The organism is Sphingobacterium sp. UDSM-2020 (genome assembly GCF_016132525.1).
Classification (GTDB): domain Bacteria; phylum Bacteroidota; class Bacteroidia; order Sphingobacteriales; family Sphingobacteriaceae; genus Sphingobacterium; species Sphingobacterium anhuiense.
On record NZ_CP066166.1, the window covers coordinates 504,447 to 527,814 of the forward strand.

The window sequence follows — 23,368 nt, forward strand, 5'->3', positions numbered from 1 at the left end:
TTAATCCTAATTGCCGATGATCTAATGGAAATTGATTCAAATAATCAGTCAATAGGATTAGGCATTCAATTAAATATTCCTTTATCCAAAAATACTCCTTAATCATCAAACTGAGGAGTATTTTTTATAATCCCATTTTTTTTATCAGTTTATCTTGATCTCCCTCTGTTATTTTTATTCTCGTCTACATCGGGAATTGTTCCATATCGAATATTCTGAATTGTTGGTTTTACATACTGCTCCTCTTTCAAACCAGCGGCCTTAATTATGCTTTCGGGAATATTGGTGTTTAAAAGTTTGTTACCATCTTTTAACTTGGGTAGGATTTTATCTATGATGGTTTGCAGGACGGTTTGAGGACCTTTGGGGTGAGCCAGGACTTTAACAAGTGGTAGGTTAAAAGTAATAGCGCCAAAGGATTGATCGGGCACTCCGTAGACTATCCCTTTCAACATCGTCTTATCTAATTTAGCATTGAATTTCGCTGTTTCCTTTTTTTCAAGGTATTTATTCAATAAGTCATCAATATAGTGTTCAAGATTCATATCGATTGAAAACGCCTCCATATACTTGTCGGCAGGATATTCAATCGGTGGAAGTGTCTTACAATATTCCTCCGCCTGACGGATTAACTCTCTCCCTTTTTCGTTTTTAGGCTGGTAAAAAGTGTTACCTCCATGTCCCTCATTCTTGGCATAACCAGCATGAACGCCATTTATATACAAATTGGCGGTAAAGGCTTCTGTTTCTTCACTAAGTTGAATACTGTGATAAATACTTTTTAGTTCGATTTTCATAACGAGTGGATTAAAAGATAAATAATTAGTGCCTGTTTTTTCTCGCTAAAGCTGACACACGACAAAAACCTGACCCAATAAAGGATCAGGGGTGCGGGTGGGCTGGTTCAGATTAGCCCGTTTGTAAAGGATTGGTAGAACGTTTCAAATGGTGCTTTGGGTTTATGGGTTCTGATACCTGCACGGATGCCAGACAATCTTTCAAAACGGTTTAATGAAAAATTACCGACCGGAATACGGTATCTCTTTTTGTTGCAGTAAAACTCTCCGTGGTCGTCAACAAGACTAAACCTTGCGTTCTTACCAAGTTGCCATGTTGCCACTTTACAATCGGCTACCCGGCCGCTTATTCCCCCATCGAATACCGTATGGATTTTGGCATTGGGGAACAGACCTTTTAGGTAAACAAACTGCTCCTTAGATGGCAACAAACCCAATGAAGCAAACGTAACCAGACACGGTGAGGTAATCCAATTAGGGTAATAATGACAAAAGCATAATATATCGCTTGCAGAATGACCGATAAAAAGATTGGTGACAGATACAGGCAAGCTGTCCGTCACCAACCACATAGCATTAGAGACAGGAATACGGACACCGTTTTCGTTCCAACGTTCATGATCTATGACCTGATTTTCCAATGTATAGGGAAACAGAATTTTATCTTCGACTATGTCCATATAGGGAGCAAAGAAGTTCCTTACTTCGGCTTTTAATTGGAGAAATGCCATTACCTCGCAACGGTACGGGTATAGCCCCTGCTCTCTTGTCTTTCCCGAAGATTTTGCGCAAGGTCTTGAACGGTTTTCTCATTCCCTTTTTCCCTTAGCTTTTTGTCGGCCATCATCATGTCGGTCAATGCGCGGTTATATCCCTCGCTGTATCCCTCACTCTGCGGTTCAAACCTACCTTTTAGGTTATTAAGGCCTCGGAAAACCAAATAGGATATACCGCCGTCCAATAGCACGGATAGGATAAGCCGTTTTCGGTCTGAACGGATACCCTTGTTGTCTGTTGCCGAATGTTGGATTTTGGTACCGTCTTTGAGTTCTACCACTTCACCGTTGCGGAAAGCCTCCTGTTGCTTTTCCGAAAGTTCTTCGCCGTTTACTCTGATCGGAGCCTGCACTTCGTCGGGTTCATACGCTATAAATTCCCTCGTCAAGTCGTCATATTCAATGATGACTTTCTTTTTTTTGTTGCCGTCAATCTCCTGTTCTTTACTCACTACGTGCTGTTCTCCTGCGATCAGCGCTTTTTCCTCGTCATCGCTCAATAATGGATGCCATTGCGGTTCTCGGTAAATGGGATGTATGTTGAGCTGGACATCGCCGAGCTCATTCCGGCTAAGGGATAACTTGGCATCGAGTTGACGGATGGCAAACCCGTCGATGTTCAGACCTGCCATGCTCAACATATCGGTTCTCCTCCCTGCAAGCAGGGCATCGATATTCTCCGGACTGATGCTGAATCCTCCGTCTTTATAAAGCCCCAATTTTTCAAGTTCGTTTAGGGGCATTTCGTTTTCGTTGATCGGGTATTTCATGATGTAATTGTTTGTTAAGTTTTATGATTTTATCTTCTAATGCCGTAGGCGGCAACGGTCTCCATTTCGGTATGTACCGGACGGTGCTGGGTTTCACTTGCCTTAATACCGTTGGGATTTTGCTTGGCATATAGCAGGGAATTATATAGCCCGTCAGTTTTCGACAGGGAAAATGTGTTTCCCGTCGATAGGTCTTCCATGAGCATGCGTCCACGTTTCAAATGCCCCTGCACCCGGTACACCGTATTGTTGTAGGCAATTTCTTCACCCATTGACAGGGTTGCTTCTTTTACCTTTTGCTGTTTTGCTTCGGTCTGTTCCTCTATGGGAACATTGGCCGCCTTGATTTCCCTTTTCCTCTCGAATGCCAAAAGGTAATTGAGAATTTTCTCCGCATCGGCGGCGGCGGCATGTATTTCAAAGGGTGTGTCACGCAATATCTGTATCCAACTGTCCACGTAGGCAATGTGCTGGCCTGGATCATGGCCAATGTGGAGTTCCTGACCTATTAGCATTGAAGCGATTTCGGCACGGAGTTCCTCGCGGGCATAGCCCTCTGTCCCAAAGCTGCCAATCATACTTCTGTCCAGACGGTCTTTGTGTCCCGTCCAATGGCCGAGCTCATGGAGCAGGGTGGCATAATACTTATCCGATGCGTCGAATTGTTCCCGCATGGGCATGGTGATACTGTCACGGAGTGGGCTATAAAATGCTCGGTCGCCCGCTCTGTGGGTTATGTCTGCTCCCGAAGCCTGAATAATATTTTCTGCCCGTTGGATGGAGTCCCATTGGAATTGCTTTACTTCGGGTTTTACCAAAGGTTCGATGCCATCGATCTGCTGTGCATTGAATACCCATGCGCTGGTAATGATTGCTCTGTTCAGACCTACTTTGGCTTTTACAGGTTTACCCTTTTCATCCAAAATCGGTTTGCCCTGTTCGTCTCTTTTGATCACAAGTTCATGGGTCTTGACAAATTGGATCAGGGATGCTTTTTCTCCCTTTCGTACTTTCCAACCGTTTGTTGAAGCCTGATTGAACGTCATCCAACGCGGGTCTTCACGATCTGACGATAACAGCGACAGGCTATTGATACCTTTGTAACGGTTGCCCGTAATCGCATTATAGGGCAGTTCAAATGCTGGACTGTTGCTGTTCCACGGCTTCTGCCACGGTGCCGTACCCTGTTCAAGTTTCTTGATGATGTTCTCCGCAACTATTTCATGCAGGGATTTTGAATTTTTGCTATTCATCTTCGTCCACCTCCGGGGATTCGTCGTCTGGCCATTCGTCGGCGTATTCTACGCCATAAATGGCGGCTTCCTGTGGGGTTAAACCAATATCCTCACCACTGGCCAGAATACTTAGTTTTTGTTGTAGTGATCTTAAATGATAGTCCATATTATTCGATGTTTAAAGGTTTATCCGATTGTTCTCTTAGTCTGTGCAGGAATTTCAATGGGTCAAGGTATTTCCCTTTGAATTTCACCGAGAAATGCAAATGCTCACCCGTCACCCTGCCCGTTGCTCCCGTAATACCAATGGGTTGTCGTACCGTTACCGTATCACCGGGCGAAACGAGTATTCGGGAAAGGTGTCCGTAAATGGTTTCCACGTCACCATGAAGTACCCGTACATATTTACCAAGTGCTTTATGCTTTCCGGTTGCTTTGACCCGACCGTCAAGCACATTGAATACAGGATCGGAACGGGCGGCGAAATCGGCACCGTTATGGTGCGATGCCTTACCATTGATCGGGTGAATACGATACCCGAACGGTGATGTAACCTTTAGCTTGTCCAATGGCAGACTGTAATCGACGCCCTGCCCATAAAGCACAAAGGGTACAAATAGCAACCACCCGAAAACAAGGATTGGGATAGTTAATATGTTCCGCTGATCGGCAGAACGTTCTGTGTTCTTCATGATATTTTGGTTTCGGTTGGAGTGGGAATCTGGGGTGTGTCCTGTGTCGGCATTAACTGCTCGACCATCTCCTGTACTTCTCTGTTGATACGGAAAAAATTGGACAGTAGGATTTCTTCTTTTCGATCTCCGAAGTCGTAATAGGTCGGTAGTTCCCGATAATTCGCTTCTTCCTTTTTTATGGCTTCCATGTCCAGATTGACACGGCAGTTAACCGCCGTGGTCTCGTATTTTCCCGTGTAGGTTTCCATCGTATCACGGGCAACGATACCAACGATTTCACCCGCTTTTAGCGATGCTATCTTTCCGGCAGGAATCAGCGGTTCGAGTTTTTCGTTCAAGGAAAGCGAGGTTCTTGTACGGTCGATGCTTAGGCTTTCACCCGTTTGCTTGACCTTACCAAATAGGCGTTCCAGCCACTCCAAAGTTTCTTTGCTCCTGACTGCGCCGGACAGCACGTTACCCATAATGGACGTGATGGTTTCCGCTGTTTCCTTACCGTACTGTTGGCGTAACATAGGCAACTCCTGAAGCCCCAAAACGACCCCAGATAAATTGGACCGGGCCTGTGCCACCAATATGTCCACCCGGTGAATATATAAGCTGGGGACCTCATCCACCACTAAACCTATGGGCAGGTTACCCTTTGTATTGATAAGTTTGGTAACCCGATTAAGCACCACTGACAAACAGGTGGAATTAATGCTTTGCGTGCTTGGGTCGTTGGCGAGCACCAAGATACCGGGGTGCTTGGGGTTACTGATCTGGAGCTCGAAATCATCCGCACCGAAAACCCAAAACGTTTCTTTGGTCGCCATCCGGCTAATAAAGATTTTGAGAGTACCAACCTGCCCCTCCAACTGGTCAAACGCTTTTGCCTTGTAGGCTGACATGAACGGCGATAAAAGGGAAGCAAGCTCCCCATTACTGAACAGCACCGTAAAAATCTGTTCATACGAAAGATTAAGAAAGGAAAGTACATGGGGCAGGCTGGAATAACGCCCGTCTTCGTACCTGCTGAAAAAGAAGATACAGGCGGCAAGGAAATTGACGGCGGACTGCGTAAAGAATTGGTCACTACCACCGCTTTTGTCTCCTTTTTTCAAGGCTTCGATAAGTGCTTCGGCCGTTTCCGAAGCATCGGCAAGCGTACCCAGATACTCCCGTTTCAAAGGGTTTACCCGTCTGCTCTTTGCAGGGTCGTTGAGATTGATAACATGGAAAAGGTAATCCTTGCACCGACCGTTCTGCTTGGCAAGTAGATAATGGTAATAGGCGATCTTGCCGAGATCGGGATATTTCAGATCATAAACCGCCAACGTGAAAGAATTAGCCAACATTTGGCGGATGATTGGCGCAATGACCCCAAACGATTTTCCACTTCCTGGAACCCCGCAAAGAAGCAGGCCCCTAAAGATATTTTCAATTAAGATGTACCCTTTACGGACTTTGCGCTTGTAATAAAACAGGGTCGGGATATTGATCGAGTACGGGTTTATCACGGGTTCGGTCGGCTGCATAAAGGATTCTTCCTCGATGTTCCAACGATCCTTTCCCAAGTTAGAGCTGATGATCTTGGACACGTTGTCCATTGCAACGTGTACCAAAACGGCTCCCGCAAACGCACTCGTCACATAGGCAAGGTCATACCAATTCACTTGCCCCCATACCGGAGCCGCTCCACGTCCTTGCAACCACAATCCCGAAAAAAGAATGAGCATCCCCAATGCCAAAGGGTAACCAATCTGGGTCTTGGGATTGAGGTCTTTTTTCTTCCGGCTTAACGTTCCGATGGAGACCAGACAGATCAGTACAAGCGTAAAGAGTTTGCTGTTTATCAATTCGGCATAGAACGGCACCCTCGAAAGCCTCTCCACAAAGAGTAGCAAACTGTTATTTGCTACCCCTGCCAAGAGGAATCTATCTACATAGAAAAACAAAAAGACTTCGAGGACAACAGATAGGTATATGCCAAATTGCAGGGAGCGGTAAAGCCCCTGTTGCTCTTTGGTTTCCTCCATAATAATTTGATTTTGAATGGTTGGTGGGCTGCCTTACGGCGGTCTTCTATAAGTGTCTGTTTTTAAAGGTTGGATAAAGCTGACCTAAAAGGTGTCGGCTTTCAGAATATCTCCGTACTTTATCTTTAGGTTGACCGTACGACCTGAAATCTGTTTTTCGGTGAGCGTTACCCGAAGTACCTTACTGCCGGGAAAGGTGGCCTTTTTCAGCACAAATATATTGCGGTGTCTTTTCTTAAATTCGGTGAGGGGTTGATATTGCCATAAGGGTTTGATTTCAACGGTCTGCACGTTCGTTGCTTTGGTAATCTTCTTGTCCTCAATGAAAAACCGCAGTTCATCCACATTGTAAGAAAGATTTGATGTGTTGGTAAACGATACGTCAAGAAAAATATAATCGCCTATCGTACTGATGCCATTCAAGGCGATACCCACACCGTAATCCCTCGTGCTCCGTACCGAACGGTGAATATTTTTGGTAAGCAGGCTAAGTGCAAGGTTTTTCATCTGGCTTCGGCTCAACCCGATCTCCGATATTTCCAACGGTCGGGTGTGCTCCGGTTTGATTTCCAACATGGCCGGAATACTCGTATCGTTCATCCATAATGGAGCCGTCAGGCGATATTGCGCCACGAAGTTATCGCCGACAATGGTAACTGTTCCAAGTTCATGATCGAGGTGTTCTGTCTGCGTGGTATCTTCATTTAATTTGATACGCAATACGTTTTCAAGGGGCAGGTCGCCCGATACATGGTGCGAAGCGATGTCAACGTACCTAATGGGTTCGGGTGAAAGCATATGCACCGTATGGCCGCGGTGCAGACTTAATTCGGGAAGTGTTCCCAACCGGGTTTCCGTAGCCTGTTGACTGCGGGCGGAATATCCTACAAAACATAAAAGGAAAAGGATTAGAAAATGATGTTTCTTTTTCATGGTGAAATATTAAAATGGTTTTACTGTTTGTAATTCTGTTGGCTTTGGCGGAGTGCCTGCGGATCGATGAGGTACACCATCGTATTGAATTTTAATTTGGCCCTGTTCTTCCGTATATGCTTTGATACGGCGGTCGTTGTGGATTGGAACATCCGCTGAATAGCGCTCATGACCAATTGGCTATTGTTTTCCGCTTGTTGTTGCAGCGTAATTCCCTGCGTGGTGTTACCGCCGAGCTCGCGGCTAAACTCCCTGAATGCCGAGGCGGGCACGTACAGTCCGGGGGAACCGTCATTGTCGTAGATTTCCAATCGGACGGGCAATATGTTGTTTTCGTGCATAATGGAAGTGATGGTAAGAAGCACCCGTTGTCCTGAAAAACCGGAAATCCTTGCAAATACATGCGTACCTTTCTTAACGATGTGCTGTCCGACCAACAGGTCATCCGTAAGCCGTATCCGTAGACGGGAATCGGCATAACCCGTTATGTTTTCGTCAATGATGGCCTGTATGAACGTATTGTCGCTTTCGGGTCTGATGGTGTTGAATGCTCCCTGACCTGTACCGTATTTGGAAACGGAAAGACGGGGCTGGTTTTCGAGTTCTTTTTTCGTTTCTTCCATGTGTTCACGTTCCCTGCGGGCTGCCTGTTCGTCGGGGTCATTCGCCCTTGCCATACTGTCCGCATAGGCCATCTGTTTGCGGAAAAGTTCCATCGGGTCGGTCTTGTCCGGTTCCGCTTTGGTCGGTTCGGGTTTTCGCTGTAATGAGGAAAGGGCCTGTTGCAATGCTCGGTCTTGGTCGTCATTTTCCGAACCTCCGTTAACGGAAACAGGTCGCTGATTTTTGAGCGCCCGTTCGATGGAATCAAGCCTGCGCTTTTCTTCCTCGTTATAGAGTTCATCAAAACGGAATTGTTCGGCTCTTTCCTCCTGTAACTGGCCTATTGCCGTATAGCCATCACCACGGCGGTACTGCTCACGATAGGCGGCAAGTTTGTCGGATAGCGCGCGGTTCTTGACGTCCTCCGATACTTCGGCAATCTGTCCCTGTAAGGGATCGCCCTCTTGCTGGGATGCTTCTTCCTTTGCAAAACCTGTTTGGTAGACGTAAAAAAACAGGCAGAGAAAAGGCAACGCAATGAGGGGCAGCACATAGCGCGGTTGTCTAAAATTGATTTTCATGTTTGTTGGATTGTATTAGGGTGAATTATGGTGTTTGTTTGCTTCGGCAAGTCGCTTTTCGAGGATCTGCATCCTGTCGATGGCACTTTCCATCAGTAGGCTGTCGGCACTTTCCAAACTTTCCTTTTGCATAAGCGTGTCAAGGAAGGCACGGATTTCAAGCAGTTCCTTTAAAGCTGAAACGGTGGTGACAATATCGCCCATTCCGTCCATTAGGGGTTGTTGCATGGAAAGTTGTAAGGGTTCTTTCTTCGGTATTTCCTTTGGGAGAAAAAGAAAGCAACTGGCAGAAACGAGGATACTTACCACCATTGCAGAAAATACCGCACGTGGCCGGGCTTCAAGAAACCGTTTGGTACGTGTGGTGCTCCCATCGATGTACTTGCCAAACTCTTTGTAAAAAGCTGCCCACAACGTAGTGTCGGATGGTCGGTTAGAAGTTATTTTTTTGAACATAGCTGATATCTTTGTTTTCGAGTGTTTTCCATCGGGTTATCAGTACACCGTGACCATTGTTCTCCGTACGCATTTCAAGGTCCCGTAAATAGCCCTCGGTGACCAGCGAGCGTATCACGGTAGAGCTGCGCCGATCTATGGTCTGTTTGCCATAAAACTTAAAGTATTTCTTTACCGGATCGACGTGGATGGAGTCCGTCTGGATGGTGAGCACGGAGCTGGACGATAGCACGGAGTTAAAAAATCCTTTTTCCCGCAGGTTGTTGTACTGCAATGCACCGGATTCATCGATCAGGTACATGGCTTTTTTCATCTGGTATTCGATAAACTTCTCGTCGGGCGCAAGGGTAAAGAACAGGGAATGAAAAAGGTTGATATGTGTCCGGTATTCCACGGGCCTGTTTACCTCTACATCGGTCTGGCTTGCGGACATGGGAACGTTGTTAGCGTCAAGTATATACACGGATCTACGTGCATTGCCTACCTGTTTGTAGGCAAAAAAAGATACTGTCATCACCATGAGCACGGCGGCAATCAGACTTGCCCCGGCAATAACGGTGGCAAGCCTGATCTTGGCTTCAATATTTTTTATTATCATAGCATTACGTGTTTAAAAAAAGGGGTTAAAACTTGGCGATAATCTTTCTTGCGGCACGGCCCATATTGGATGCCCCACGCCCCATTGTGCTTGCGGCCGAAGTGATACCACTTGTCGATACGATCCATGTGCTGATACTCGGCACGGTGAGCATAGTAAGTCCTCCGATCAGAAACGTCACGATGACGATACCAAAACTTAAAAGCCCGTTACTAGCAAACCAGCCCATTTTCTCCATCGTGTCGCCCGTGCTGTCAAGAAGTTGCTGATACCGGGTAATCTCGGCTTCCATCGCATACTGTTGGAACAGGCTCGCTATGTGCATGACGAGATAGGCAATCCCCGAATACAGGTTTACGCTGATAAACCGGGCTATCCATGTACCAAAGGAATCCCTAAAGGCGGGCAGGATACTTACGGCGACGGAAAATGGTCCCAATATGATTAGGACGGTCGAATAGATGATCTGGATAATGAATATAATGTAAACGCAGATACGCAGTATCCAAACCGCCAACGTTTCCAGTGTATAGGTCATCAATAGCTGAAAACCTACCTGCATCCTGTTCCTGATCTGGGTAACCGTATTCCATACCGTCGAAAACCCCTCCTTTACGGTTGAAGTGACCGCATCCCAAGCCTGTCCGTACCACGTATCCGCTTCTTTTTCGGCAACCTCGGTTTCGGCCTGTATCGTGGTCAGCTGATCGGCAACATCGACCATGAGTTTTGCCCGTTGCAGGCGTAGGTTGTTAACTTCGATCTGTCCGCTGTCAAACAGGCTTTCTGTTTTGGCGGCAACGATGTCGGTAGGATACGCAAGCACGCGGGTAAACGTTCCCCACCAGATGATGACCATTACCAGCCCGAACGGGCGCAACAATGGCATGATTTCCATTTTCTTGTCGCCCGCCATCATTTCGTAGGATTTGATAGCAAAGAATATGAGCATGAAAATAGCGGCAAGAGCCTGTGCATCGGTTATGAACGTGTCGAAGTGCGTCCATATCGTGTTTTTCATGCCTTTGAGAAAGTGCATAACACCCTCCTCGTAGACACCGTTCCCTTGCAGGAAATTGAACGTGTCTTTAAAAGAGTCCGGTACATTTACAGGATTTCCCTGCAATAAAAAACGGGGTGTTAGCCCCGTCATGTTTATAAAGTCCATATAGTGATTTTCTTTGGGTTATTGGGTTCTTTTTAGGATGTCCTCCGCAATCTGCACATCGGAACGATCCGTCGCAAATTCCGGCATATCGGGGTTATCACTTTGCAGTCGGTTACGGTTCTTGGCTAAGAAAAGGAATTTGGCAGCATAGTTCTTTTTGGCTTCCCATGCGGACAGAAGTTTCCGGTGTTCCCCAAGCAAACGGTGGTAAGCCATGATGCGGCTACCACGGTCGAGCGTGGTCGTTCGGGCAGCTTCCAACCGTTCTTTGAGTTCCGCACGTTCTTCGTTGTACCATTCCAATAGACCTTTGTTCCTCAAATAATCCCCGACGTCCGGTGAAAGTCCGACGAGCGGATCGGTGTCCGTGTCGCCCGTTAGGTTTCCAAACTCCCTGCGGTAATAAAGTAACCATAAGGGGTCGGCCTCCGTGACCAGACCGGAATAATTGAGGGCTTCGGTCACCGCTACATTGCGGATGGTGTCCGTATGCTTTTTATAGGCTTCGTCCGTTTGTTGCATGGCCAGTACCATACCCATGCGCAGGGTCTGTGGCCCTGTACCGCTCAACGGTCGGCGGTCGGTCTTGGGGTAGTTTGGATGCCACGCCCAGGTGAGCCAATATTGATAGTTCAACCCCAAAAAACCTTTGGTCGGCGTAAACTTCTTTCGATCCCATTGCTTATGAACCATGCGTTCCTGTTGGTTTACGATATGTTTATCGGTCTGTCGCTTCACGTTCTGCGCCATCGTTCCCGTGATGGAAAATAGGAACAGCAGTAGCCCTGTGATGTATTTTGTTTTCATGTTCAATCCTTTAGTAGATAATAGTTCCGTATGATTTCGTCGGCTTTGCGTTTGTCCATATTGATGAAATTGCGGTAAGGGTTCGCCATTTTCAGTACGCCGTTGATCTTCGCCCAATACATTGACCTTTCCATACTGAACACCAATGCGCGTATGACTTTCAGTTCGAGAATGATCTTGCGCATGAGGTGGTCTCTTTTTTCGTAATCCATCAGTACGTTTTTGCCCTCTTGGAGAACAAACTCGGAGACTTCGGCAGCAAGGTTTATTCCCCTGTCTTTGAGCTGGCGGGTGACGTCCTCGGCAAAGAGCAGTAACCACAGTTCTCCTTTGGCGGTCTCCAACATTTTAGTGCTGTGTGTGGCAATGTCCTGAACGAGCCTTGCAATATGGAGCGCGGAGCGGCCGGACTTCAACGCCCGATCCACTTCGGTCAGTGATCGGTGTATCATGTTCTGTACCAATACCACGGAAGATAGGTTGACGTTAATGTCGTCGATCCGTCCACGGATGTTGCCCAGCATATTGTTATGGGCCTGTTCGGAAACCAACCTGACCGCACCGTTCTCGTTTACAATGGCAAGGTGCTTGGCATCATAGATAATGGTAACGTAGCTTTGTCCAAAGGCAAGTGTCGAAAAGCATATAAACAGCGTGGATATAAGTTGTTTCTTCATGGCTTAAATTCCTCCAATTGCCTTAGAATATTATCGACTATGCGCTTGTCCTCGTTGATGTAGGCCGAAAACGGATTTAGGGAATCGAGCAGTTTTTTGCGTGTTGAATAGTACATGGTAACTGCAAGCCCCCGTGATGCTCCGGCGATTGCCCTAAGCTCCTGCAGGACGTGTCCGTACAGTATTCTCCTGTCACTTGCTTTCATCTGGTTGAGGTCGCCTATACTGATAAAAAGCCCGGTCAGGTAGCGTGCCAACTGCATGGCTTTCTCTGCCATATCCTTTTCCGCATCGATGGCGAGCAATAGAAATTCGGGGTGTGCGGAAACGATGCCTACAATCCTTTTTTGTTGGTTTATGATCTCGGTTACGATTGGCGCGGATTCCAGCCCCATGCTAAGCCCCTGCAATGCCGTTCCCAAAACTTGAAAACGGCTGTGCAGTTCTCGGTAACGGGTTTTGAGTTTTGACGTTTCTTCTTTGTTTACTTCCTCGTTTGCTGTGGTAATGGCCTGTCGGTTCCGTGCGGTGATCTGGCGGTCGTATTCATCTTTGCTGTGTTCGACCAATTGGTGGATCAGTTCCACATTGAGCTGTGCGTTTGCTGTGGTCAAGATGACCAAAAGCAATAGGGTTAGGATAATGTACCTCATCGTTTGAGCAGTCTTGAATTACGGATAATGTCATCGGCAATCTGTTTGTCGATATTGATAAAACCTGCGTATGGATTGAGGGAATTAAGGATACCGCGTTGCTTCGCCCAATACATACTTCTGTGCATCCCAAAGGCTACGCCCCGCAGGATGGTCAGTTCCGTACGTATCCGGTTGAGCAGCTTTGCCCTTTCTCCCGAATCCATCAGGTTGTCCTTTCCACCTTTCAGCACAAAGGCGCTGACCTCGGCGGACAAATTGGTTGCCCGTGTCTTAAATTCCCGTGCGCCCGCTTCGGCGAACAGCAGGAGTACCGGATTTCCCCTTGCGATGTTCATTGCCTTTTCCACGTCGTTAACGATGTCAAGGGAAATATTGGCAATGTCCTTTACGGTCAGCAGGGAACGGACAACGCCGGATACCTCGCTCAATCCCTTGTAAATCTTATCCTGCAAATCGTTCACGATCAGGAGCTGGCCCGTTACGGCCATCTGGCCGCGCTGGATGAGCGTAAGATTACTATTCACATTGTTGAGCTGGCTGTTCATCACACCTGCATGGACACCCGTCGCGGCTGCCACGGCGGGGTCGATGTAAATCTGTCCTCTTGCATAAAAAACGGCAAAGGACAGGATCGTTATTGCAATAAATCGTTTCATGTAAAATCAGGTTTAAAATATTCTCTTTGTGTTTCAACGGGCGCGTTGTTCTCGTTCACCCTTTGCACAAAATCGCCCAATGCAAGACCGCTCTTTTCCATGTCGGAGACGAACGCCGTTAGGGCGGCCGGGTAGCTGCCATGATGTTTGGCGTAAATCTCCACGGCACTTTTTTCGGGTTTTTCGGTCGTGAATGCCAAGTGGTGGTAAATGCTGACCTCCACACCGTACACTTCGCCCGTATTTCCCCGACGGATATAGAACTCGTTGAAACGGGCACGTCCGTCCTTGTTGTCAAGACGGTTGATCGTAAAAATCTTTTTCTGTTCGGCCTCGTTGATGGAGAGCAGTTCGGCGACCTTTCTAAAATCGGCTTCGTTCTGTTGCAGCAGGATGATGGTGTCCGAATTGTTTATGATGCTGTCCTTGATGATGGGGTTGCCGATGATGTCGTTGATCTCCTGTGTCACCTCGATGATTTCCCCCCAGAATTTCCGTACGGTCTTGTTCAGGTATAAAAGGAAATTTGCCATCATGGGCGACGAAATGGCCCGCCATGCTTCCTCCAAGATCAGCGTTTTCCGGCGGTTCTTCCGGTGGCGCATCTTCTGCACGAACAGATCCATGATTATGAGCGTGACAATCGGCAGGAGCGTTTTATTATTCTGTATATTGTCAATTTCATAGACTATGAATTGCTCGTTGAACAATGATTGGTCGGCTTCTTCGTTCAATATGGCTTCGTATTCGCCCCCTCGATAAAACTTCTTTAACACAAACCGAAATTCCTCCACGTCAAAAGCAATGCTTTCTTCATTCCTTATATCGGGGATTTTCCGAACGGCAAATTCATAAAAGGAATTAAAGTCCAGTTTGGCTATTCGGTTTTCGGTGGCCTTATCGAAATAATGAGCGTAATAGGCTGAAATGACATTGGAGATTACATCGCGCTCCACGGTGGTAACGGTACCCTCGGCACCTTTCCAGAGCAAGCAGATCAGCGTTATCAAAAAATCCTTTTTCTCGATGTTGTATTCTTCCTCGCTGATCGCAAAGGGGTTCATCGTAATGGGCTTTTCTTCCGAATAGGTGATGTACTTGCCCCCGTAGGTACTGCAAAGGCCGGAATAGGAATGCCCCACGTCCACGATCACCACGTCCATGTTGTATTGCAGGTACTGCTGACAGATCGCATTTATGGCATAACTTTTACCCGTACCACTGCTCCCTAAAACGAAGCGATTGCGATTTTTTATACGGCCTGTCCTCATAACAAGGTCCGATGGGTCTATTGCCACGGGTACCCCTTGACGGTCGGTAAACCTTAGCAAAAACTCCGATGGTTCGTCGGTCGGCAGCCGTTCCTTGAAAAAGAAACAAAGGGCGGCATCGGCCGTAGTCAGGAACCAATCGTATTTTTTTAGTTCCACGCCAACACCCGGTAAGGTATACCGGAACAGCTCCAATTGGTTGTACGCATTGCGTGAGGGAATAATCCCCTGTTGGAAAAGTGCGGCTTCGATAAAATTGGCCGTCTTGTCGATCCTGTCCGTATCGGCACATACGATCATGGAGTAATGGGCGTGTACCAAGAGCTGGTTATCACGGGCCACGTCCACCAATAAACGATCGATGTCCTCCACGCACATCAGGTTGGCCGGATCGGGTACGCTCGAATGCCTTTTGCGCTTGACTTCAAGTTTGCCGAGCGTAATCTGTTGGCTGGGAATCTCCAATAGCTGGTTATAGATAATGGTGCGATAACCGGGAACATGGTGCAGGAAAAACAGGTTGTCCACCGGAAAATCGCGCATACCGTTCGTTTCATTTTTAGCCGTGAACGTTCCGACCTTTTCGGGCAGGTCAACCGAATCGGTGTTGACCATACTGATACAGCGGACGGCCCGGTCGCCGATCTGCAACTGACGGTCTCCGCAGCGGAGATTGTCCAATGCGATGTGTGGCTGCTCAAACTCCACCGCGAGCACCCTGTTTACAAAACGGTTTATTTCCGCTTCAGTAAGGTATGAGGGATTAAGTGCGGCACCGGAAAGCAGGTCAAATACTTTGGCCATGTTCTGCCCGAAAGTGGCCAATACTTTTTTGTCATAGGTATAGAACGCTCCTTTTTTGACCTGACGGGTTACCGTTAGGTAGGTTCTGATCTCGGTATATTCCCGACCCTTGAAATGTTCCTGATATTTCTGTTCCAAAAACTCGGAAGCGGGTTTGGGCCGGTATTTCCGCTTGATGAATACGTCGTGTTTTTGGATGATATGCCCCTCGCCGAGTATCTTGATGACGTTAAGCAATACCTGTTGGAATGTGGTATAGGCTTCGGGATCGGCACCATACTGTAAGACGGGATTGGTCAGTCGCATAACGACTGAAAAATCACCACGGTCGCCGTACAGTATGGACATTCCCTGATAATGGTCAATACCCACATAGGGCATTTCAAAGGCTGTCTTTCTCTCTTTTTTCATAGCTGATCGATAAATGGACGGGATGGATAAATGCGCCTCGGTGGCGGGTTTTGTCATGGAGACCGTTACCCTGTTTCATGAATGTGTAGGCAAGTCCTGCACCCATCAGGGCAAGGGTTGCGAAGCCGCCCAGGAACAGGTTGGTCAATGCGCCGATAAGTCCACCGATGGCCAGACCACCGATAAGGGAGCCTATGCCCCAATAGATAAACTTACCCTTGAAACCGCGGTAAATAAGGGGCTTTTGCAGCCCCTTATAGATCGGATAACGCTCTTGTGTCATACCCCGAAAAACGCTTTGATGACCACCGACACGAGCACCAAGAACAGGCAGGAACCGCCCCACGACATCAACTCTTTATTGATGTCCTGATCTCCGCTGTTCCACTTGATGTAAACCCGTATTCCCCCGATGAGCCCGACGACCGCGCCGATCGCGAGAATTAAAGTCGAGATGGGGTCTACATAGCTGGTGAGCGAAGATGTGGCGGCATCGATACCCACGGTACCGCCCTGTGCGAATGTTGATTGGACCGCGGAAAGGCCAAGCGCGGCCATTGCAAACAGTTTTTTAGTGTTTACTGTCATAGAGATAATGGATAAAAAGTGAATGAAAAATGATTTGGCTGTTAGTGTACCCCGAAAAGGGCCTTTAGTGCGGCACCGACGAGCGACAGGAACAGGCAGGAAAAGAACCACCCCATGACCTGCACATCGATGTGGTGCTTGCCGGACTGCCAATTGCTGTACACCCGTAATCCACCGAGCAGTCCGCATACGGCGCCGATGACGAGCGCAAGATCAGAGAAGCTGAAATAAAAACGGTTGACTTCTCCGCTGACCTTATAAAACTCGTCAAGGCCGGGCTGGGCGGTGGCGTACAGGGCAAAAAAAATGACAGTAAGGAATACTGTCAAAAAACGGATTGGTCGCATAACGGATTTAATAAGGAATGGCTTTGGTGTACTCTATTACGTTGTTTTGGGCGAACGAAACAAGCTCCTTTATGGTTATGCCTCCCGTGGATTGCAGGGGGCCGGACGATATAACGGATTTTCCGTCTGTTACCATCGGTTCCCGTGCTGTTTTGGATGGCTTGGAAGCAACCTTTTCGGGCGGTGAATCTTCATCGAATACCAATTCGTTTCCGCCATCGCCCGTAGTCGGAGCACGGCGATGGATAAACAGGTCATACAGTACGTTTAGGGCATAGTAGATGCCATAGACGGCGATAACGCCGAGCAGGAATTGTGTCCAGTTCATAGATCAAGGGTTTTAATGTGTTCTTTGATGTATCGGGAAATTTCGGGATGGGTCTTTAGGAACAGGTGCAGGCTGTATGCGATGATCTTGTTCATGTCGATCCCTTTGGCGACTTTCAGTTGTTTGAGCAGGAAAAGGGTTTTGTCGTCCAGGCGGAGCAACAGTTTTTCCCGTCCGGTCAGCTCATGGTTTAGGATACTTTCAAACAGCCGATCCAATGCTTCCGCTTTTTTCTTTGGTGTATCCTTTGGTGGTTCTACCGAGGGGATTTCTTTTGCCTGTGGCGGTTTCCCTTTCCGCATGGAATCCCGGAGCTCATCGGCAAGGCTTTTTATTCCGCTCATGATGGTTCCTCCTTAGCAATGTATTGTTCATAGATCAGTTCTAAGAGCGGCAGCACAACGGGATACAGGATGATCGGTATCTGGAATGTATTTATCCGCTGGAAGTCTATGCGGTCTGGCAGACCGGGGGCGACCGTACCGAAGCCCCGCAGTACCTTTTCGACTTCCGTCCGGGTTTCGTATTTGACGGTGTTCTTGATACGGTTCGGCACGAATATAAGGGGCGCCCTCTTGTTGATCTTGCCGATGACCATTGCAAACAGCAATGTCGAATCCACGGAAAATTCGTCAAAGGCAAACGGACAGAGTACCGCATCGGCGGCGGCGAATATGGGTATCAACCCATCGTCGTCCATCTTGCCCGGCAGGTCTACGAGTACGATTTCGTTCCGTGATTTTTCCAGTTTCCGTTGCATTGCAGGAAAATGGCCAAGATCGGCAGGTACGATTTCGTACAGTGGTTCATTTTCCAAAATCTTTGCTTTTTCGGCTTTGGCGGAAAGTGATTGCTGATAGTCCATATCGAGCACCGTAACCCGCCGTTCTTGTTGCTGGGTCAGGTAGTTGGCGAGAAGCAGGGTGAGCGTACTTTTTCCCGCCCCGCCTTTTTGGTTTCCTATAAGTATGAGCATAGTGCATGGGGTTTAATGGTGTTGTTGATAAAGGGGTGTCAACGGGTATTTGTGCGGGCCTTGCGCTTACGTCTCCGGTTGCGCCCGTGGATCGCCTCGTCGTCGATGTCGTCGGAAATATCGATCTGGATATTCGGTATCCATTGATCGGCTGTCCCATGTACATGATCGGCAGCTATGGTGGTTTCTTCGGATACCGATTTCCGTTCTTTTTCGTTCGGTTCTGCGAAGTCGTCTTTGGCTGATTGCACATAACCGTTCTCGGTGACTGTTTCTTCGGGCCGGGATACCAGTCCTTTTACAGTCGGTTTCGTTATATCCGCTTTAGGCGATATTTCGTGTCTGTCTCCCGATGGTGTGATAAATTCTGCCAATTGCATGAGGTCTTTGCCTTTGTAGACCATTTTCCTCGAATGGTCAATGATCGTGTAGCCGTAGGGCGGTTTTCCGTCCTTACCGTGGAATATGATCTGTACCCCAAATTTGTCCGATAGCATTTGCGCCATTGCTGACGTATAACCTGATTGTGCGGATGACCTACCCGCGGGAAGTGGAGCCGAAGCGTGAACCACCGCCGGATCGTATTGGCTTTGATACTTCGCAAAGACAGCCCGGAGCTGTGCCAACCGATTAATGTCTTTGCTGAAAGTACCGATTTTGGTATCCACTTGTTCCAAAGAAACCGTGCCTTGTCTTTTGCCGAAACGGCTGATCTGATATTCCCCATCGGACAGTTTGAGCGAATAGCCCTGCGCTTCAAGCACCATCATGAATTGCGCCCGTGTGGAGAAACTATAATCCAGAGCCTTTTCGATGTCCTTATTGGCCTGTTGCTTTTCGTCCACGCCAACGACACGGTTTAACACTTCGTAAGCACGGATTTTCTCAAAACTGTCGTTTATCTTTTTGCCGTCTCGGCCTACCCGTGTGGAGACGATATGGATATGGTTGTTTGCGGTATCCTTATGGAATACCAATAGGTAAGGCTGTTCACCGTAGCCCATACCGCTCAACCATTGCTCGGCGATGGTGGTTAATTCTTCCTTACTATGGGAACGTCCTTTGCAGGAAATGACCGCGTGGAACTGTGGGTATTTCGTGCGGCTACTGGCTGCGGATTGGGCTTCCAGATAATTGACGTAATCCATTGGACGGAGATTTTGCAGGGCCTGCAAAGCACCGAAATTTGCCACTTTCATCAGTTCGCCTTTATCCTTATCCACTTTGTCCGTGTTGTAACGCACTCCTTTGAACGTGGTGGACGGGTCGAGTATCTTAACGATCATGTCTGCCCCCTTATAAGCCTAATGAGCTGCCGGATGGATTGTTCCAATCTCCGTTGCAATCTGATATATTCTGTTAGTAACGGGGCAAGGTCGCGGATCAGCGCGGAGTGAAACATTCCCTGTTGTTGCAGGGTATTGACGTGCTTCGCCAATTGGTTGATGTTGTTGCCGGATCGGCCGATCTCTGTACCGATACTGTCCAACAGTTTCATGATTTCGGTGGTATTGACCAGCATCTTTTTGGAATTTTGGAGTACCCGGATACGCACGATGTCCGCACGGCTTAGACCAAGTGATTTTTCAAGATCAAGAAACTGCGTGCGTTCTGCTTCGCTCAACCGGAGTTCAAAACGTCGGGATCGTTGTTCATGGGATGCGGGCTTTCTCTTTTTTATGCTGTTCTTCATGGTGCTTTGTGGTTTAGGGTGACGGACTGTATTGCCCTAAAGATTTCAAGGGCGACCTGCGGAACAATGGCATTGCCGTAGGCTTTTATGCTTTCGGCACGCCATGTCGGAAAGGTAACTCCGTCCAGTCTTTCGGGAAGCCCATCATCTCGGCCACAAAACGGGGATTCAATTGGCCATCCCGACCAGACGGGAACCTGGTGCCATCGATCCGCTCCGCTGTGGGCAATACCCGGAGCAGGCGCTGCTGGATAGGGCTCGGCATTGCCAGCGCCATTTCCTCCGGCGGTGTCGCTATGGCCAGCAACGTATGGTAGACCAGAAAATCCGTCAGGGATACCTGTCCGGCGTTGCCCTTGTCGTTCTTCCTGTCCTTTAGCTGCCGTCCGTCCTTGACCTGTTGTATGGTCATTTTCTGGTTGCTGATCTCGGTGGCGGTCGGTGTGGGCAACAAACCAAACCCGATCCCGTTGGTGTGGAGCGCCAACGGCAGCAGCCGGAATACACAGAACGATTGGCGTGCCGTCTTCAAGTGTCGGAAGTACATATCCTGCTGATCCGATTTCTGAAATGATGCTTCCGATGACCCGTCGTTGGAGTCGGATGATGGTGCTTGTTGCAGGTTGTTCACCGTCCTGACTAAAAAGCTCAATCGCTTTGATCTCCATTTCAGAAAGACTATCGGGTTCGAGAATGGTGAACAGTCCAGTAACGTTTTCAAGAACGATCCACTCCGGCCGTGCTTCCTTAATAATTCGGATAGTCTCCGGGAAGAGGTAACGGTCATCTTTCGCCCCCTTTCTCCGTCCGGCCTGACTGAATGGCTGGCAGGGAAACCCTCCGCTAATGATGTCGATATGTCCTCGATAGCGAGCTGCCCGAAAATCGTAGATGTCTTCATAGTGTGTTGTATTTGGCCAATAATGTTTGAGAACAGTTCGGCAGAACGGGTCTTTCTCGCAAGAGAAAACGTTCTGCCAACCCATCCATGAAGCGGCGATGTCAAAACCGCCGATGCCTGAAAAAAGGCTACCGTGTCTTAGCATGGTAATGGTTTTAAAGGTTTATGGATGTGTCGTCGCCCTGCGGCGATATGGTGCGCTTTGCAGGAGAAAAAGGGAGTTGCGACCTTTTTCCTACCCTGGTACAGACCTGCTCCATCGGAGTTTGTCTGTTCCGGGGCAAGTTGGTTTTTGTGGGTACGGCGAGAGCCGTACGTACAAAAACACAACTTGCACAACACGAAACAAAAAAGTGGGGTTATACCGCAAAGGGCAAAAAAGTGGGTTTAGGCGTGTTTTTAGCACATGGGTTCAGGGATGGTCAATATATATCTGAACATCGGGATATTTATGTACCCATATATCTGAACAGCTACATATCTGAATATCTGTGTATCCGTACACACCTGAACACCTACATATCTGAATATCGGGATGTCTATGTATCTGTGTATCTGAACAGCTACATATCTAAATATCTGTATATCCATGTATCTGAACACCTACATATCTAAACATCGGGATGTCTATGTATCCGTGTATCTGAACACCTACATATCTAAACATCTGAATATCTGTGTATCCATGTATCTGAACACCTACATATCTGAATATCGGGATGTCTATGTATCCATATATCTGAACAGCTACATATCTGAATATTGGTGCCTATACCCTGCAACTTGTCCGCTCCCTCCGAAAGTCACCGTCCGGGGCCTGCCCGTTGGTGCTGGATTTCCTGCTCGTTTAGGACAGCCCTTAGCATATCGTTGTAATCCTTGTACGCGCCATAAACACCGGAACGGTCTTTGGCGTGCGGGATGGCTTCGATCAGCCTTTGGGCACAGTTGCGACCGGGGTCATCGTTGTCGAAATACACGTCCACGATGGGTACGTTCTTGACCCGCTCGATGGCGTTCTTCAATTGGACAATGGAGTTCAGTACAATGGCGGTGGGTGCAGGATCCGGGCGGTTTACTTTGAGCCAGCTCAGGTAGTCCATATAGCCCTCAAAGAGAACGGCATGGTCTGGGTTGCCGGGCACCACGGATATTCCCTTTTTGCCGATACTGCTCTTGAAACCTTTGGCATTGGTAAACTCCCAACCCGCCTGATCGTTCTTCCAACCGATGGCATAGAAAGTGTTTTTATTTTCGTTGTCAAGGCGGTTTCTGTAATAGATTTCGTGCAGGTGGCCATGTGCAACGTCCAATACCCCCCGTTCTTCGAGGTATTTGGTCAGGACAAATTTTCTGCCGATAGGCTGTGTTCGGACGAGCTCAAATGCGTAGCCTTTTTGTTCCTGTTCCGTAGCCAATTGGACAGGTTTGTAGGCCGGGATCATGGCGACCTGCATATCGCACGTTTCCTTTATTTTATTGAGCACTTCGACAAACGAGAGCTGGGGCCAATAGGCAAGGCCGAGCTGGACGATGCCACCGCCCTGGATGCCCGTTACGTTCGGGCCACCCCGGTCAAGCCATTTGCCCCCCTCATCCCAAACGGTCAGCGATGGGGTGTCCTGCCTGGTTTCCCGCAGCATACTGTGGTAGAAAAGTTCCTTGCCCGATCTGCGTACCGGATGGTGGCCGAGCCGGGCCAGAAAGTCCGAGATCGGGACTTCCCGCAGGTCGTCCACGTTTACATATTTTGACATAAGCAGGGATTGGATAATTAAAGGGGTATAACTTCGGCATGCGGTAGTTTGTCCGTGAATACGTCTCTCGCTGATTGGTATCCGTTCCTCGTTTCATCGAAATAGAATAGTACCTTTTCAAAATGTCTGGCACGTTTCAGCGCTGCGGATAAAAATTCGGTATGGTTCAGTATAAGCACGGATGCGTATTGCAGATGTTTGTCATTCCGTCTTTTCAGATAGTCCACGTATTCGGGAAATATGGCAAGCACGGACCCGCTTACCGAAATAAAGGTCATTCCCTTTGTACCGATACAGCCTGTATAATTTTGGGCGCGCACTTCCCAACCTCCGTTTTCGTTCATCCAACCTGCGGCACAAAAATCCTTGCGCTTTCCCTTTTGATCAGTGACATAATAATAGACTTCCCGGATATTCAGATCGGCAAGTTCCCAAAGACCGCTTTCCATCAGAAAATCGGTAACCTCATTGTTGTATCCCAATGGGCGGGTACGGGCGACACGATAATCGGGTATCTTGGTTGCTTTTCGTTTGCGCAGGGGTCTATCTTTTTTAACGGATTGAGTCTGTATATCCCGAAGTTTTTCTTCGATCTGTCCGGGGGATAGATCGGGCCAATAGGTACGGGCAAAGTCCATGAGGTTGCCACCTTTGCCAAGTAGACCGAGTGAGCTGTCAAACCAGGTGTTCAATCGGTTATTGACCGTTAGGACTGTTTTGTTGTTGGTCCCGCTTGCGAACACGCTTGCGTACTGATATTCATCGCTGCCAGTCGATACAGGTTCGTGCCCCAATGCTTTGAGCAGGGAAACGAGGGTTAACGGTTCGTTGGATGATGAGTTGCTTTTGTTGGATGTCATAAGGAT

29 protein-coding genes are annotated in these 23,368 nt (G+C 48.1%); 1 reads left to right on the forward strand and 28 read right to left on the reverse strand.

Features of this window, described 5'->3' with window-relative positions:
- Positions 1-149 precede the first annotated feature (149 nt).
- From JAZ75_RS02115 to JAZ75_RS02240, 26 genes are all read right to left on the reverse strand, one after another.
- A complete protein-coding gene (locus JAZ75_RS02115; RefSeq protein WP_208699991.1) occupies positions 150-797 on the reverse strand; it encodes a hypothetical protein in 648 nt (215 codons plus the stop codon).
- Between the two features lie 107 nt (positions 798-904).
- Positions 905-1,528: a hypothetical protein gene (locus tag JAZ75_RS02120; protein WP_208699993.1), complete on the reverse strand. Its 624-nt coding sequence runs from the start codon at positions 1,526-1,528 to the stop codon at positions 905-907.
- Positions 1,528-2,343, reverse strand: a complete 816-nt coding sequence (locus JAZ75_RS02125; protein WP_208699995.1) for a DUF4099 domain-containing protein — start codon at positions 2,341-2,343, stop codon at positions 1,528-1,530. Before JAZ75_RS02125 ends, JAZ75_RS02120 begins: the two co-directional genes overlap by 1 nt.
- 29 nt (positions 2,344-2,372) lie before the next feature.
- Positions 2,373-3,596: an ArdC family protein gene (locus JAZ75_RS02130; RefSeq protein ID WP_208699997.1), complete on the reverse strand. Its 1,224-nt coding sequence runs from the start codon at positions 3,594-3,596 to the stop codon at positions 2,373-2,375.
- Entirely contained in the window at positions 3,589-3,744 is a 156-nt protein-coding gene (locus JAZ75_RS02135; protein WP_208699999.1) for a hypothetical protein, read from the reverse strand. The genes JAZ75_RS02130 and JAZ75_RS02135 overlap by 8 nt, the downstream gene beginning before the upstream one ends.
- Position 3,745: 1 nt before the next feature.
- A complete protein-coding gene (locus JAZ75_RS02140; RefSeq protein ID WP_208700001.1) occupies positions 3,746-4,270 on the reverse strand; it encodes a M23 family metallopeptidase in 525 nt (174 codons plus the stop codon).
- Positions 4,267-6,291: a type IV secretion system DNA-binding domain-containing protein gene (locus JAZ75_RS02145; RefSeq protein ID WP_208700003.1), complete on the reverse strand. Its 2,025-nt coding sequence runs from the start codon at positions 6,289-6,291 to the stop codon at positions 4,267-4,269. Before JAZ75_RS02145 ends, JAZ75_RS02140 begins: the two co-directional genes overlap by 4 nt.
- An 84-nt stretch (positions 6,292-6,375) precedes the next feature.
- On the reverse strand, positions 6,376-7,224 hold the full coding sequence (gene traN, locus JAZ75_RS02150) for a conjugative transposon protein TraN (protein ID WP_208700005.1): 849 nt from the start codon (positions 7,222-7,224) through the stop codon (positions 6,376-6,378).
- Between the two features lie 20 nt (positions 7,225-7,244).
- The gene (gene traM / locus JAZ75_RS02155; RefSeq protein ID WP_208700007.1) at positions 7,245-8,408 is read right to left on the reverse strand and encodes a conjugative transposon protein TraM; all 1,164 of its coding nucleotides are present in this window, start codon (positions 8,406-8,408) and stop codon (positions 7,245-7,247) included.
- 15 nt (positions 8,409-8,423) lie between these two features.
- Complete coding sequence (locus JAZ75_RS02160; RefSeq protein ID WP_208700009.1) at positions 8,424-8,864, reverse strand: hypothetical protein; 441 nt, start codon at positions 8,862-8,864, stop codon at positions 8,424-8,426.
- Entirely contained in the window at positions 8,842-9,462 is a 621-nt protein-coding gene (gene traK / locus JAZ75_RS02165; RefSeq protein ID WP_208700011.1) for a conjugative transposon protein TraK, read from the reverse strand. Before traK ends, JAZ75_RS02160 begins: the two co-directional genes overlap by 23 nt.
- Before the next feature lie 25 nt (positions 9,463-9,487).
- The gene (locus JAZ75_RS02170) at positions 9,488-10,630 is read right to left on the reverse strand and encodes a plasmid transfer protein (RefSeq protein WP_232789336.1); all 1,143 of its coding nucleotides are present in this window, start codon (positions 10,628-10,630) and stop codon (positions 9,488-9,490) included.
- A gap of 18 nt (positions 10,631-10,648) precedes the next feature.
- Positions 10,649-11,437 (reverse strand): hypothetical protein, encoded by a 789-nt coding sequence (locus tag JAZ75_RS02175; protein ID WP_208700013.1) that lies wholly within the window; start codon positions 11,435-11,437, stop codon positions 10,649-10,651.
- A 2-nt stretch (positions 11,438-11,439) separates the two neighbouring features.
- Complete coding sequence (locus tag JAZ75_RS02180; RefSeq protein ID WP_208700015.1) at positions 11,440-12,114, reverse strand: hypothetical protein; 675 nt, start codon at positions 12,112-12,114, stop codon at positions 11,440-11,442.
- A complete protein-coding gene (locus JAZ75_RS02185) occupies positions 12,111-12,767 on the reverse strand; it encodes a hypothetical protein (protein ID WP_208700017.1) in 657 nt (218 codons plus the stop codon). Before JAZ75_RS02185 ends, JAZ75_RS02180 begins: the two co-directional genes overlap by 4 nt.
- Positions 12,764-13,426, reverse strand: coding sequence for a hypothetical protein (locus tag JAZ75_RS02190; protein ID WP_208700019.1), 663 nt, complete (start codon positions 13,424-13,426; stop codon positions 12,764-12,766). The genes JAZ75_RS02185 and JAZ75_RS02190 overlap by 4 nt, the downstream gene beginning before the upstream one ends.
- Positions 13,423-15,912, reverse strand: coding sequence for a TraG family conjugative transposon ATPase (locus JAZ75_RS02195; protein ID WP_208700021.1), 2,490 nt, complete (start codon positions 15,910-15,912; stop codon positions 13,423-13,425). The genes JAZ75_RS02190 and JAZ75_RS02195 overlap by 4 nt, the downstream gene beginning before the upstream one ends.
- A complete protein-coding gene (locus JAZ75_RS02200) occupies positions 15,884-16,195 on the reverse strand; it encodes a DUF4133 domain-containing protein (protein ID WP_208700023.1) in 312 nt (103 codons plus the stop codon). The genes JAZ75_RS02195 and JAZ75_RS02200 overlap by 29 nt, the downstream gene beginning before the upstream one ends.
- On the reverse strand, positions 16,192-16,500 hold the full coding sequence (locus JAZ75_RS02205; protein WP_182983537.1) for a DUF4134 domain-containing protein: 309 nt from the start codon (positions 16,498-16,500) through the stop codon (positions 16,192-16,194). The genes JAZ75_RS02200 and JAZ75_RS02205 overlap by 4 nt, the downstream gene beginning before the upstream one ends.
- Positions 16,501-16,541: 41 nt before the next feature.
- Positions 16,542-16,847, reverse strand: coding sequence for a DUF4134 domain-containing protein (locus tag JAZ75_RS02210; protein ID WP_208700025.1), 306 nt, complete (start codon positions 16,845-16,847; stop codon positions 16,542-16,544).
- A 7-nt stretch (positions 16,848-16,854) separates the two neighbouring features.
- Positions 16,855-17,175: a hypothetical protein gene (locus JAZ75_RS02215; protein ID WP_208700026.1), complete on the reverse strand. Its 321-nt coding sequence runs from the start codon at positions 17,173-17,175 to the stop codon at positions 16,855-16,857.
- The gene (locus tag JAZ75_RS02220; RefSeq protein ID WP_208700028.1) at positions 17,172-17,519 is read right to left on the reverse strand and encodes a hypothetical protein; all 348 of its coding nucleotides are present in this window, start codon (positions 17,517-17,519) and stop codon (positions 17,172-17,174) included. Before JAZ75_RS02220 ends, JAZ75_RS02215 begins: the two co-directional genes overlap by 4 nt.
- Positions 17,516-18,151, reverse strand: coding sequence for a ParA family protein (locus JAZ75_RS02225; RefSeq protein WP_208700030.1), 636 nt, complete (start codon positions 18,149-18,151; stop codon positions 17,516-17,518). The genes JAZ75_RS02220 and JAZ75_RS02225 overlap by 4 nt, the downstream gene beginning before the upstream one ends.
- A 38-nt stretch (positions 18,152-18,189) precedes the next feature.
- Positions 18,190-19,437 carry a relaxase/mobilization nuclease domain-containing protein gene (locus tag JAZ75_RS02230; RefSeq protein WP_208700032.1) on the reverse strand — a complete coding sequence of 416 codons (1,248 nt, stop codon included), beginning with the start codon at positions 19,435-19,437 and terminating at the stop codon, positions 18,190-18,192.
- Positions 19,434-19,844, reverse strand: coding sequence for a hypothetical protein (locus JAZ75_RS02235; RefSeq protein WP_208700034.1), 411 nt, complete (start codon positions 19,842-19,844; stop codon positions 19,434-19,436). The genes JAZ75_RS02230 and JAZ75_RS02235 overlap by 4 nt, the downstream gene beginning before the upstream one ends.
- Positions 19,841-20,890, reverse strand: coding sequence for a DNA cytosine methyltransferase (locus JAZ75_RS02240; RefSeq protein ID WP_208700036.1), 1,050 nt, complete (start codon positions 20,888-20,890; stop codon positions 19,841-19,843). Before JAZ75_RS02240 ends, JAZ75_RS02235 begins: the two co-directional genes overlap by 4 nt.
- A 26-nt stretch (positions 20,891-20,916) precedes the next feature.
- Between JAZ75_RS02240 and JAZ75_RS02245 the strand changes: the two genes are divergently transcribed.
- Entirely contained in the window at positions 20,917-21,360 is a 444-nt protein-coding gene (locus JAZ75_RS02245; protein ID WP_208700038.1) for a hypothetical protein, read from the forward strand.
- A gap of 188 nt (positions 21,361-21,548) precedes the next feature.
- On the opposite strand, the gene JAZ75_RS02250 is transcribed toward JAZ75_RS02245, so the two are convergent.
- Both JAZ75_RS02250 and JAZ75_RS02255 read right to left on the reverse strand, forming a co-directional pair.
- Positions 21,549-22,502 (reverse strand): toprim domain-containing protein, encoded by a 954-nt coding sequence (locus JAZ75_RS02250; RefSeq protein WP_208700040.1) that lies wholly within the window; start codon positions 22,500-22,502, stop codon positions 21,549-21,551.
- Between the two features lie 17 nt (positions 22,503-22,519).
- A complete protein-coding gene (locus JAZ75_RS02255) occupies positions 22,520-23,245 on the reverse strand; it encodes a hypothetical protein (protein ID WP_208700042.1) in 726 nt (241 codons plus the stop codon).
- Between the last annotated feature and the right edge of the window lie 123 nt (positions 23,246-23,368).